The sequence below is a fragment of the Tenacibaculum sp. 190130A14a genome, assembly GCF_964048965.1.
GTDB classification, from domain to species: Bacteria; Bacteroidota; Bacteroidia; order Flavobacteriales; family Flavobacteriaceae; genus Polaribacter; species Polaribacter polynesiense.
In genome coordinates this window covers 3124204-3137479 of record NZ_OZ040189.1, presented here as the reverse complement: position 1 = coordinate 3137479, position 13276 = coordinate 3124204, and the positions used below count along the sequence as shown (strand labels likewise).

The following is a 13276-nucleotide window of genomic DNA, read 5'->3' as shown; positions in this document are numbered from 1 at the left end:
TTCTGTTACCCAATATATAGCTTGAATATTTTATAGTTTAATTATCTCTAGAAGATTTAAGACTTGTTTTTTTGAAATAAATAAATATCACTAAGAATATGATTAAACTTATTGCAGAATAGATATATATCCATAGATTAGAATTAAAAACAGTCTGTGTATCACCGATTAAAACAAACGAAGCCCAGTAGTATGGAGATTGTTCCGTTAGAGAATGCTTTTTTAAATAAACTCTTTTTGCATTGTTTAAAGCATCACTCTTAGATTGTTTATTTAATAAGTTTTTGTAAAATTGGTTCATAATAAAACTTGTGGATTTATCATTTACATTCCATAAAGAAGATAATACCGAATTGGTACCGGAGTGAAAGAACCCTCTGGATAAACTTAAAGTCCCTTCTCCCTTTTTTATCTTTCCCAAATTAGTCTCACAAGCGCTTAACACTACTAAATCTGCATTGTTTTTAAAAGTATAGAGTTCATGGAGTTTTAAAGAGTCTTTAGTAAAATAGATAGTTGGAGTTTGAGATGAGTTTGCATGTGTTGCTAAATGAATTATTTTAGAATGTGAACTAGAATCAAAAAAGTTGGCTTTAGAAGCCTGTTTGTATAAGTACTGTGTTCCGTTTATCAAATTACCAATGTTATTGGTTTCTTTTAATGTATTATTTAAAGAATTTAATTTTGGATTACTAAAATTTACTGGAGCAAAGCTCACAAAATCAATGTTTGTATTTCGCTTTAACTGTTTATTGTAATCTAAAAAAGAATATGAATAAGCATAGCTAATGTTAGAACTCTCTACGAGATATTTAACTTTATTCTCTTCAGTAATTAAACTTTCAAAAGGAATGTTTTCGAATGAAACATCTGGAATTATGATTAGGTTTTTATTTTTAAGAAGTTCCTTGATTTCATTCGAAGGGAATAGTTGATTGTATAATTTAAAAGATATTATCTTAAAATTATCTAACTCAAACTTGTTTTTTAAAGGTTTAGAAATTAATTCTTTATAAGTGTTGTAGGTTTGGTTACTAAGAATACTGGTAAAAGGAAATATTTTGTTTTTTGAAATAACTATTCCGTAAATGTTGTTAATACTATCATTTGAAGAGATATTAGAAAAAGAACAAACAATTTGGTTATGAGATAACTTTTTTTGAACAAGGCTTAAAGGAGTATAATAACTCTTTTTTTTGTAGTTAGTAAACAACGGGTATAATTGACTGATAGAATCTTTAAAACTGATATATTTTTCCTTGAGATTGAAAAGAGAATCTTTTTTAAGTGTTGAACTATTGTGTTCTTCAAGATGTAAGATTTGTTTTCGAAAAGAGATATCTAAATTTTTAACTCTATCTGGTAATCCTGAGTTCTGTTCATTATTATGGATACTTTGTGTAAGTAAAAAAGCTTTGTTTTTTTCTGAAAACTCAAACATTAAAGAAGGTTTACTTAGAAGATATGCACTCTTTATACCTAGCTCAAAGATATCCGAAATACCAGCTCTCCATAAGAATTTAGTGTCGGTTTCTGAACTGAATTCAATAATTGTTTGGATAAACCGATTCGCAAAATTTGTATTGAATATCGCTTCATCAAGGTAATGCTGTTGTTTCTCTAATTCATGTAACTTAATTAGAATTTCATTTTTACCTTTCAAAGCTCTTATAATATTAGGCTTATCCAAGGCATTGATTAGGACATCCTGTGATAGCAATTTAAGTTGTTCGCTATTAAAACTAATGCTTAAAGAGGTATTAATATGTTCAAGAGCTGTAGTAAGATTGTTTTTAGAAACATAATAATTTGATAAAATTCTATGAGCCTCCGAGAACATGGTTTTGTCTTCGATTTCATCAATATCAAATTGAATACTTTTTTGTAAAAAGAATAAACTACTATCTTTTTGCTCATTCAAATATAACTCTCCTAGGTTTAAATAAGAATTGATGATATACTCCTCATTATGCTCATTTAAGGCCCTTTTCAGGTTTTTTTGATAGTGTTTTTTCGCTTTATTAAAGTTATACTGATGCTTTAAGGCGTATAAATTGGCATAATTGGTATTAAGTGTATAAAAGTTATGAGAAGTATTTAAATTGTTATTTTCTTTAATAATACTATCAGCTTTTTGAAGCGAAGCAATCCCTAAGATAGTTGTATTCTTTGTATTCATGTCTTTACAAGCATAAGCTAAACTGATATATTGAGAAATTTTACTTTTTAAACTACCATGTGTTTTTAGTATATTGATTCCGTAATTGTAGTAATTTAGGGCTTTGTATAAGTCCCCTTTAAAATGATATATTTTACCAAGCTCACAATAAGATTGCCCAATTTTTTTAGGAAACTTATTCGAATTGATCGCTTGTTGATAATACATAATAGCCGTATCAAATTCTTTTTTATAGAAATGAAATTTACCCAAATTGTAGAGGGCATTGGTGTAATTATCATTTTTTAAATTTAAACTATCTAAAACGGCAACCTCAATTTTTCCATATTGTATAGCTAAATCATATAGCCTTTTTTTCTTGTAGAAATAATAGGAAAAATTATGGGCAATTTGAGCATAGGTTGAATCTTTAGGTAAAAAAGTTGATAGGATACTATCAACTTTTTCTAAAGAAAGTTTTTCATTTTTATATTTATAAGAAATCTCTTTATAAGAAAATTGACCTATAGCTATAGAAATATGTAAATAGAAAACGAATAAACACGTAATTAAATTTTTAAGCTTTCTATTAGACATGTTTTTTGAAAATTAAATTCCACTAAAAGGACTTAAATCACCGCACCCCCATACGGTAGAGTATGCAATTATTTGATGTCCGCCACAATTTAAAATAACACTATTTAAAGTAGGTAGATCCATAGTAGGTGGAAGTCCGTCATCATCATCATCATTGTTCTTTCCATTAGTAGGAGGGAAAACGACCGTATTGTTAAATACTAATAACTCAGCATTGGCATCACTTTTACATTTAGAATATCCAACTAGACTATAATTAAAACTTGAAGAAATACAGTTTCTTATAGTTTGTTTTTCACTATCGGAAGTTCCTTCTAAGAAAATTATTAATAAGGTGTTGCTAGGTAATTGATTTGTGTTACTTTGAATTTTAGTAATAACACTTTTATTTACAGGGTTTTCTTTAGAGTTAAAACTAAAGATTAAAAATGTTAAAGAGAAAATCAAAGCCTAGTGTAGTAGGTTGAATTTTTTCATAAAATTTAAAAATTTAATGTTGTTTTCTTAGTTGTGCAATTTTAGTTGATTTTGTTACCCTCGCAAAAGTATGAAAATTTATAATGTTCATTTTTATTAAAAAAAGTAGCTTTTTTTACAACATCAAAGGAGTTTATTTATTGTTTCTTTCGTCTAAAGAAAAACAAAACAAGAAAAAATAGAGTTATTAAACCAATTAGTACATATACGATATAGTTATTGCTAAAAACAGGTTGTGTATCACCAATTAATACAAATGAAGCCCAATAATAAGGTGCTTTCTCTCCTAAAGAATGATTTTTTAAGTAAGTTCTTTTTGCATTACTTAAAGCTTCACTTTTAGATTGCTCGTCTTTTAAATTTTGATAAAAATTTTGCATAATTTCAGAAGAACTGGCATCATTGATTTTCCATAAGGTTGAAACAACTGAATTAGCCCCTGAATTAAAGAAACCTCTTGTTAAGCTTAAAGTTCCTTCTCCTTTTTTGGTTTCTCCTAAATTGGTTTCACAAGCACTTAAAACAACTAAATCGGCATTGGTTTTATAAGCATATATTTCACGTAAAGGAAGAGTAGAATGTGAGAATCGTATTTCTGGATTATTACTAGCAGAAGCGTGAGTAGCTAAATGAATAATTTTATAATTAGAAGATTCGTTTAAAAAGTTATGCTTTGAGGCGTCTTCATATATAGAAAGATCTCCTCCCATAATCTTATTTATAGCTTCAGCTTCATGTTTTGTATATTCTAAATTAGTAGCGTCATTATGAAAAGTTATTGGGGCAAATAATGCTAAATCTTTAGAAGCTTTTCTCTCAACCTTACTATTGAATTTGTTAAATGAAATGGAATAAGCATAGTTGATATTACTCGAATTAATTAAATAATTCAGATTAGTTTTATCTGTGTTTAATGATTCAAAAGGGATGTTTTCAAAACTAATATCTGGTATGATTGTAAGCTCTTTATTCTTAATTATTTCCTTTATTTCATATGAAGGAAAGAAAAAGTTATATAAATTATTAGAAACCTTTTTGAAGGTGTTAAAATCGTTTTTCGATTTTAAAGGTTGCGAAATCAATTTTTTATATTGAATTAGGTTTTTATTAAAAGCTTCTAAGTTTTCTATTTTAAAACTAAAAGTCTTGTTTTTTGAAATTATGAGACCTAATAAAAATTCAGTTTTATTACTTATTTTGTTAGACATATAAGAAACAATAACTGAGTTTTTTGAAAGGCTAGAAATAATATTATCCATTGATTCTATGTAAATAGAATTCGAATAATATTCAGGAAAATGTTTTTTTAAAGAATCATTGAAAATATCAAACTCTTTTTTTATAAAGAATAAAGAATCTTTTTGAGAATTAGAATCTGCAGAGTTGTCCTTGATTGAATCTTCTAATTCAAAAATTTTTCTTTTGAAAAATTTAATTCGATTTGAAGTTCTCTTTGGAAGATCAGAGAGATTTGAGTTTTGTTGAATACTTTCAATTAATAAAAGAGCTTTATTACGCTCCATGAAATAAAACATAGTTTTATAATCGCCAAGCAATCGAGCAGCTTCAGTTCCTAACAAATACGCTTGTGATATTTCTTTTCGCCATAAAAATTTAGTTTCTAATTCGTTACTGTTTTCAAGAATGATATCAACAAGTTTATTGCTTATTTGTGTGGTTTCAATAATTCTTTTTAAGAAAGAATTATCCTTTGTTGAATTAAAAAAATCTAATAATATTTCTGCTTTATTTGTTAAATATAAAAGAGTGTTTGCTTTATCTTCAGTGAGATGTAATTGTAAATTTGAAGGGGTAAAGTTTTTTAAATTTTCATCTATAGAGAAATTAACATTAATGGCTTTTTGAATGTTTTCAATAGCAAGGTTTAATTTCTTTTTAGATAAGTAGTAGTAGGCAAGATTGTTATAGCTTAAAGCTTTATTGTAGCTATTTTTATTGTTGTACCTCAGACTTTCTTGTAAGTAATACAAAGCACTGTCCTTTTCTTGTGTAATATGAATACTGGCAAGGTTAATATGGGTTACTGCTATTCGAGTTGAATCTTTAATTTTTTTTGCTGTAGATAGCGCTTTTGTAAAAAAAAACTTACTCTTTTTAAAATGTTTATTTCTTAATGAATCGGAAGAATAATCTAAATTTAACAATGAAGAATAGGCGTTGCCATTTAAAAAATTAAGAATGAAATATCTATGAGGGGCCTGTATGTCTTTGTTTATCTCTAAAAGCTCTTCTATTTGATTTAATAAAAACATATTAGAAACAGTTGATTCTCTATCTCCTATAAGTCTGTTATTGTTAATGGAGTAGAGATAAGTGTTAAATAAGTGTCTTGCGTAATCTTCTTGTTTAAAAGAGTTTATAGATTTGTTGTAGTAGTTTTTTGCTTTGAAGAAGTCGCCTTTCTTTTCATAACACTTTCCAATCTGTGTTAGGGCTCTACAGTATGTTTTTGAAGTTATTTTTAAATCTACTATTTCCTCGAATAGAGAAATAGCTTTGTCATATTCATTATTGTAGTAGTGAAATCTTCCTTTATTATAAAGAACATTTTCATATTTGGAATCTTTTTCTTCTATGTTTTTATAATAGTCAATTTCCTTTTGAGCGTACCTAATGGCTAAGTCAAGTTTCCTTTTTCTTCTGTAATAAATTGAAAAATGATCAGCAATTTTGATTTTAATATTTATCGGGTCTTGGCAGTTTTCTAATAAAGAATCAACTTTAACAGGAGATATATAACTCTTATTTTTATGTTTTTTTAAAAAAGAATCAAAACAGTTTTGGCTATTCATAGAGGTAATAAACCCTATGAATAGCCAAAAGAATAGTAAAAGATGATTAATAGATTTTATAAACATTCTTTTACTTTATCTTCAATTTCTTGTGCGGTACATTCAATAGGTTCATCACCTCCAGTTCCTCCATTTCCTGGGCCAGCCTTATTTCCTTTTATAGCTTCTACAGGATCATTGACAGCAGGGTCGTACTGACTTTGTTGAATTCTAACTGTCCAAAACTCTATGTTTGGTTTTGTTATACACTTTTCATAGTAAAAAAATTCCCAACCGTTAAGTCCATAAAGACTTGAGTTACTACGAAATGCAATTTTTTGTTCTTCTGTGGTTCCACTAGCAAATTGAACTTTAATAAGTTTGTATAAAAAAGGGTGACTAGCCGTACTACTACTAGAGCCTTCTTCGTATTCAAATCCTAAATCTTCAGGTGTAGTTGGATCTAAATGAGAATCTTCAATTTTTATAGGACTAGTTCTAAGTGCTTCTGTTTCTTGTTTTTCCTCAGGTATAACTTCTTGATTGTTTTGACAACTAACAATAACAATTAAGGTTAGTAATCCCAATAAAAATATTTTCTTCATTTTGTTTTGTTTTAAATTGTTTTCTTCTTCTTTGTGTAAGAATTTTTTAAATGTTACCCGCGCAAAAATATAAAAACTTTATTTTTGTGTGTTAACTTAAAAAAATGAGAGGAGATTTTTTTTTAAAAGCGCTAGTAAAAGAAGATAAAAGAACCATACTTACTATTTATAAAAATAACCTTCCTAAGGTTAAAAAGTTTGTATTGCATAACAATGGTAATATTGAAGACGCAGAAGATGTTTTTCAAAAAGCTTTGTTACAGATAGCTATGCGATACAAAAAAGAAAAGTTTTGTATTACTACTAGTTTTGATGCCTATTTATTTACAGTTTGTAAAAATTTATGGCGCAGAGAACTAAATAAACATAAAAACAAGGTAACAAACAGTGAGGTTGTTGAACTAGCTAATGAAGAACGAGATAGTTCTTTGGCATTAGTAGAACAGAAAAGGCAAGAGTTGTTTATTGAAAAGATGAATGAAATTTCTGAAAACTGTAGGAAAATTTTGTTTATGTTTTTTGCAAAAACATCTTATGCTGAGATTGTGGCTAGTACCGAATATAATTCAGAAACAGTTGTAAGACAACGAGTTTTTAAATGCAAGAAAAAATTGACTGAAATTATTAAAGCAGATAAAAGGTATAATTCATTACGAGAAACATGGGTTTAGAAGATGATATTTTAATAGAACGTTTTTTAAGAAATGAACTTTCTAATGAAGAGAGTAATCAATTTCTTGAAAGGTTAGATACTGATGAAATGTTCAAGGAACAGTTTCTTTTAGAAAAGCAGCTTTTTGAATCTCTAAATGAAGAAGAATGGAGTTTTATAGAGAATACAAATACTAAAGAGATAGAGGAGTATATTGAACTATTTAGATCAGACGAAGCAAATAGTTTAAAAGCAACACTTTCTGAGGTAAATAAAGACTTTAAAAAAGAAGGAGCAGGTGTAAAAAGTAAGTTGTTTTATATTGCAGGTATAGCGGCCGCAGTATTGGTAATTCTTACATTAAACTTTTTTAGTGGAGGAAATAATTCAGGAGATTATTATAATGACTATATCATGTTAAATGAATTACCTTCTTTTACAAATAGAGGAGAAGTATCTGAGACGGAGAATTTAATTTTAGCAGAAAAACTGTTTAGAGAGAAAAAGTACAAAGAGGTAGTTGAAAGTTTAAATAAGGTTTCAAATGAAGAATTAAAAGATGGAAACTACCACGTGTATAAGGCAGTTTCATTAATAGAAATAGGAGAGTATAATGAAGCAGAAAATGAACTAGATCTTTTAATTAACAGTGATTTGATAGACGCTCCTAAAGGATATTGGTACAAGTCTTTACTATATATAAAATCAAAACACTTAGATAAGGCAAAAGAAGTTTTAAAGGAACTTGTCTCTAAATCAAATTATAAACAAAAAGAAGCAAGAGAATTATTAGAAAAGTTAGAGTAGTGGTACTAGTCTAGTTTTAAGATATAAAAAGAGCTTCTAAATGTTTAGAAGCTCTTTTTTGTTGATAATATCTATTTAGTTAATTCTCGTTTTAAAAACTTTGCGGTATAACTTGTTTTATGCTTGGCAACTTGTTCAGGAGTACCTTTGGTTAAAATTTTCCCTCCACCTTTACCGCCTTCCATACCAACATCAATAATATAATCGGCTAGTTTAATTACATCTAAGTTATGCTCAATAATAAGTACTGTATTTCCTTTGTCAGCTAACTTGTTCAATACCTCCATTAATACTCTAATATCTTCAAAATGTAATCCAGTAGTAGGTTCATCTAAAATATAAAAAGTATTACCGGTATCTTTTTTAGATAATTCAGAAGCTAGTTTAATACGTTGCGCTTCTCCACCAGAAAGCGTGGTAGATTGTTGTCCAAGTGTAATATATCCTAAACCAACATCTTTAATAGTTTTTAGTTTTCTATAAATTTTTGGAATATGTTCAAAAAACTCGGTAGCTTCATTAATGGTCATATTTAATACATCAGAAATAGATTTTCCTTTATATCTAATTTCTAAAGTTTCTCTATTAAAACGTTTTCCTTGACAGGTTTCACATTCTACATGAACATCAGGTAAAAAGTTCATTTCAATTACACGAACACCACCTCCTTGACAAGTTTCGCAACGACCGCCTTTTACATTAAAACTAAACCTCCCGGGTTTATAACCTCGAATAGCGGCTTCAGGGGTTTTAGCAAACAAACTTCTAATTTCACTAAACACGCCAGTATAAGTTGCAGGATTTGATCGAGGAGTACGCCCAATAGGTGATTGATCAATGTCAATAACCTTATCAATATGTTCTAAACCTTCAATTTTTTTATAAGGCATTGGTTTTTTAACACCTCTATATATATGTGCATTTAAAATTGGGTAGAGGGTTTCATTAATTAAAGTAGATTTTCCACTTCCAGAAACTCCTGTTACACAAATCATTTTACCTAAAGGGAATTCAACAGAAACATTTTTTAAATTGTTTCCTGAAGCTCCAAAAAGTTTAATCACATTTCCATTTCCTTCTCTTCGTTGTTTAGGAACTTCAATTTCTTTTCTCTTAGATAGGTAATCAGCTGTTAGTGTATCGTGATTCTTTAACTCTTCAAAATTACCTTCGCTTACAATCTCTCCTCCATGTCTACCGGCTCCAGGCCCTATATCCAATACAAAGTCAGCATGTTTAATCATATCTTCGTCGTGTTCAACTACTAAAACGGAATTTCCAACATCACGAAGTTTGATAAGTGAGTCAATCAATTTCTGATTATCTCTTTGATGCAACCCAATACTAGGTTCATCTAAAATATACAAAACACCTACTAGCTGTGAACCAATTTGAGTAGCCAATCGTATGCGTTGCGCTTCACCACCAGATAGTGATTTAGAAGTTCTATCAAGTGTGAGATAATCTAAACCAACATCTAATAAAAATTGAATACGTGTTCTGATTTCTTTTAAGATTTCTGAAGCAATCTTAAGTTGTTTTTCAGAAAGATGTTGTTCAATGTTTTCAAACCAACTAGCCAATTCAGTAACATCCAATTTAGCTAACTCACTAATGTTTTTGTCGACTATCTTAAAATGGAGTGCTTCTTTTTTCAATCGATTTCCTTCACAAGCACTGCATGTGACTTCGTCCATAAAACCTTTAGCCCATCTTTTTATAGAAGAACTATCAGAGTTTTTATATTGATTTTCAATAAAAGCAATAATTCCTTCAAAATCTATTTCGTAGTTACGAGTAACTCCTAAGTTTTTAGACTCTACAGAAAACTTTTCTTTTCCACCATGCAAAATAACTTCCATAGCTTCTTTAGGAATCTTACGAATAGGATCTGTAAGTTTAAAATTATGTCTGTCTGCAATAGTCTGTAATTGCTTAAAAATCCAACTGTTCTTTTGTTCACCTAAAGGAACAATTCCACCTTTTTTGATAGAAATACTATCGTCAGGAATAATCTTTTGAAAATTTACTTCATTGGTAGTTCCTAACCCATTACAGGTGTTACAAGCACCTTTTGGTGAATTAAACGAAAAAGTATTTGGCTCTGGATTGGGATATGCAATTCCAGTAGTAGGACACATTAGTTCTCTACTAAAGTAACGAGGTTTTTCATTATCAACATCAATTACCATTAAAATATTATCACCTGTATACAAGGCAGTTTTAATGGTTTCTTCTAGTCTTTTTTCTGCACTGTTATTTACAACTAATCGATCTATAACAACCTCAATGTCGTGGGTTTTATAACGATCTAGCTTCATTCCTTTTTCAATCTCACGAATTTCACCATCTACACGAACACGTAGAAAACCTTGCTTAGAAATTTGTTCAAAAAGTTCACGATAATGTCCTTTTCTCGATTTTATTAATGGCGCTAAAACAGCAATACGTTTCCCATCAAAATCTTTTAAAATTAGATCTTTGATTTGTTCATCTGAATAGCTAACCATCTTTTCGCCTGTATTGTAAGAGTAGGCCTCTGAAGCTCTTGCAAACAAAAGGCGTAAAAAATCATAGATTTCAGTAATGGTTCCAACCGTTGAACGAGGACTCTTATTGGTTGTTTTCTGTTCGATAGAAATCACTGGAGATAAACCGTCTATTTTATCTACATCTGGACGTTCCAAACCACCTAAAAATTGACGTGCGTAAGCAGAAAAAGTTTCAATGTAACGACGCTGTCCTTCAGCATAAATAGTATCAAATGCTAAAGATGATTTACCGCTTCCACTTAAACCAGTAATTACAACTAGTTTTTCTCGAGGAATTTTAATATCTATGTTTTTTAAGTTGTGAGCACGTGCTCCGTAAACTTCAATATATTCTTGTTCTTTCAAGGCCAGTATTTTACAGAAAGATGCAAAGTTACCAAAACCAAATGTATTTTTATAGAAGATATAAAGAACTCAATCAAAAATAGTATCTTGCATTTAAAAGGAAGTTTGATATGAATTTTATTAACTCGGTTCGCCATTTTTTTGAACGTCACGGTTTTAATGTATCCTCTCGTTTTGCTGATCGTTTGGGTATGAGAGCTACGAATGTAAGATTGTTTTTTATTTACATATCTTTCGTAACAGTAGGTTTGTCGTTTGGGTTGTATTTGACATTGGCTTTCTTATTACGATTAAAAGATATGATTTATACCAAACGTACTTCTGTTTTTGATCTATAATGAATAAAGTTTTTCAATCAAGATTATATAAAGCTATTTTCTTTTCTTCATTAGTTTTACTAATTGGGGTTTCTGGATATGCATTGTTATTTGACTATTCATTTATTGATGCGCTTTATATGACGGTTATCACCATTACAACAATTGGTTTTGGTGAAGTACATCCGTTTGGAACAGGAGAAAAGGTTTTTACAATAGGCTTGATATTATCTAGTTTATTTATCTTCGGATATGCAGTATCGTCATTTTCAGAATACTTAATAAGTGGTCAGTTTTTTCAGCAATTAAAAATAAAAAAAGTGCAAAGGATGATAGACAAGTTAAATGGACATACCATTGTTTGTGGTTATGGTAGAAATGGTAGACAGGCAATTGCAAAATTGAAAAGCTATAAGAAAGATTTTGTGGTTGTTGAAAAAGATAAAGAGCTTATTAAAAGGCTTGATGCTGAAGGAATATTAAATATTGAAGGTGATGCTACAACCGATGAAACTTTAATAAAAGCAGGGATTTTAAATGCAAATTATTTAATTACTGCATTGCCGTCAGATGCTGATAACTTATTTGTAGTATTAACAGCAAATCAATTAAATAAGAAGTGTAAAATAATAAGTAGAGCATCTAAAGAAACATCTTATAGTAAATTGAAAATTGCTGGGGCCGATAATGTAATTATGCCTGATAAATTGGGTGGTGCACATATGGCTACTTTAGTAATAACCCCAGATGTTATTGAGTTTGTAGATCGATTAACTATTGAAGGAGATACTACTGCAAATTTAGAAGAAGTTGCGATTGATGATTTACCTTCTAAATATGTAGATAGAACTATTTTAGATTTAGATTTACGTAAAAAGACTGGATGCACAGTTATTGGGTATAGAACTCCAGAAAAAGAATATATCATAAATCCGGAAGCATCACTTAAGCTAGAAGCAGGGTCAAATTTAATTGTGTTAGGACGTCCTGAACAAATTACTAAATTAAGAGAATTGTTTTAATGAGGAAAGTGGTTATTACTGGTAGTAATGGTTTACTAGGACAAACCTTAGTAAATTTATTATTACAAGAGAAAGATAGGTATAGAGTAATGGGAATCTCAAGAGGAGAGAATAGAAGTGGAAGAGATGATTTTGAATATGTTTCCATGGATATTACCCATAAAGAAAAATTGTTATCAGAATTAAATAAAGTTAATCCTGATGTGATTGTGAATACAGCGGCAATGACTAATGTAGATGCTTGTGAAGATAACAAGGAAGCTTGTGATAAACTCAATATAGAAGTTGTTGAATATTTAAAGGAATATTCTCAAAAAAACAATACACACTTAATTCATTTATCTACCGACTTTATTTTTGATGGAGAAAACGGACCATATAAAGAAACAGATAAGACAAATCCGTTAAGTTATTATGGTATGTCAAAGCTGAAGTCTGAAGAAATTTTAGTGCAAACACAAATAGACTATACCATTCTAAGAACTATTTTAGTTTATGGGCAAGTATTTGATATGTCTAGAAATAACATAGTTCTATGGGTGAAAAAATCTTTAGAAGAAGGAAAAGAATTAACAATAGTTGATGATCAATTTCGAATGCCAACCTATGTGGAGGATTTAGCATTGGCATGTAAGTTAGCTATGGATAAAAAGACTATAGGTGTTTTTAATGTCTCATCAAGCCAGTTATTGAGTGTGTTTGAGATTGCAGAACAAATAGCAGTAACCTTTAGTTTAGATAAAAATTTACTCAAACCAATTTCTTCTAAGGTACTAAGCCAAAGAGCTAAAAGACCAGCAAAAACAGGTTTCGATTTAACCAAAACAAATAAGGTTTTAGGTTTGTATCCCAAAACATTTAAACAAGATTTACAAAGATTTAAAGAAAAGTTGGGCTAAAATTTATATTTAACAACGAAAACTTGTCGAAAGTGCATTTTTTTAAGATATTG

General features: G+C 29.3%; 10 protein-coding genes. 5 read left to right on the top strand and 5 right to left on the bottom strand.

Features of this window, described 5'->3' with window-relative positions; translation table 11 throughout:
* Positions 1-37: 37 nt before the first annotated feature.
* The 4 genes from ABNT22_RS14515 to ABNT22_RS14500 all read right to left on the bottom strand — a co-directional run bounded on the left by ABNT22_RS14515 (position 38) and on the right by ABNT22_RS14500 (position 6629).
* Positions 38-2755, bottom strand: coding sequence for a CHAT domain-containing protein (locus tag ABNT22_RS14515; RefSeq protein ID WP_348714096.1), 2718 nt, complete (start codon positions 2753-2755; stop codon positions 38-40).
* Positions 2756-2767: 12 nt separating this feature from the next.
* A complete protein-coding gene (locus ABNT22_RS14510) occupies positions 2768-3202 on the bottom strand; it encodes a hypothetical protein (protein ID WP_348714097.1) in 435 nt (144 codons plus the stop codon).
* A gap of 167 nt (positions 3203-3369) precedes the next feature.
* On the bottom strand, positions 3370-6111 hold the full coding sequence (locus ABNT22_RS14505) for a CHAT domain-containing tetratricopeptide repeat protein (protein ID WP_348714098.1): 2742 nt from the start codon (positions 6109-6111) through the stop codon (positions 3370-3372).
* Positions 6102-6629: a hypothetical protein gene (locus ABNT22_RS14500; protein ID WP_348714099.1), complete on the bottom strand. Its 528-nt coding sequence runs from the start codon at positions 6627-6629 to the stop codon at positions 6102-6104. Before ABNT22_RS14500 ends, ABNT22_RS14505 begins: the two co-directional genes overlap by 10 nt.
* 104 nt (positions 6630-6733) lie before the next feature.
* Here ABNT22_RS14500 and ABNT22_RS14495 point away from each other — a divergent pair, with 104 nt between their 5' ends.
* Both ABNT22_RS14495 and ABNT22_RS14490 read left to right on the top strand, forming a co-directional pair.
* Positions 6734-7300 (top strand): sigma-70 family RNA polymerase sigma factor, encoded by a 567-nt coding sequence (locus ABNT22_RS14495; RefSeq protein WP_348714100.1) that lies wholly within the window; start codon positions 6734-6736, stop codon positions 7298-7300.
* Positions 7291-8088, top strand: coding sequence for a hypothetical protein (locus tag ABNT22_RS14490; protein WP_348714101.1), 798 nt, complete (start codon positions 7291-7293; stop codon positions 8086-8088). The genes ABNT22_RS14495 and ABNT22_RS14490 overlap by 10 nt, the downstream gene beginning before the upstream one ends.
* A 71-nt stretch (positions 8089-8159) precedes the next feature.
* On the opposite strand, the gene uvrA is transcribed toward ABNT22_RS14490, so the two are convergent.
* On the bottom strand, positions 8160-10985 hold the full coding sequence (uvrA, locus tag ABNT22_RS14485) for an excinuclease ABC subunit UvrA (protein WP_348714102.1): 2826 nt from the start codon (positions 10983-10985) through the stop codon (positions 8160-8162).
* Between the two features lie 110 nt (positions 10986-11095).
* Between uvrA and ABNT22_RS14480 the strand changes: the two genes are divergently transcribed.
* From ABNT22_RS14480 to ABNT22_RS14470, 3 genes are read left to right on the top strand one after another with little or no spacing between them, the layout of a single operon-like run.
* The gene (locus ABNT22_RS14480; protein WP_348714103.1) at positions 11096-11323 is read left to right on the top strand and encodes a PspC domain-containing protein; all 228 of its coding nucleotides are present in this window, start codon (positions 11096-11098) and stop codon (positions 11321-11323) included.
* Positions 11323-12324, top strand: coding sequence for a potassium channel protein (locus tag ABNT22_RS14475; protein ID WP_348714104.1), 1002 nt, complete (start codon positions 11323-11325; stop codon positions 12322-12324). Before ABNT22_RS14480 ends, ABNT22_RS14475 begins: the two co-directional genes overlap by 1 nt.
* On the top strand, positions 12324-13223 hold the full coding sequence (locus ABNT22_RS14470) for an SDR family oxidoreductase (RefSeq protein ID WP_348714105.1): 900 nt from the start codon (positions 12324-12326) through the stop codon (positions 13221-13223). Before ABNT22_RS14475 ends, ABNT22_RS14470 begins: the two co-directional genes overlap by 1 nt.
* Positions 13224-13276: the final 53 nt, after the last annotated feature.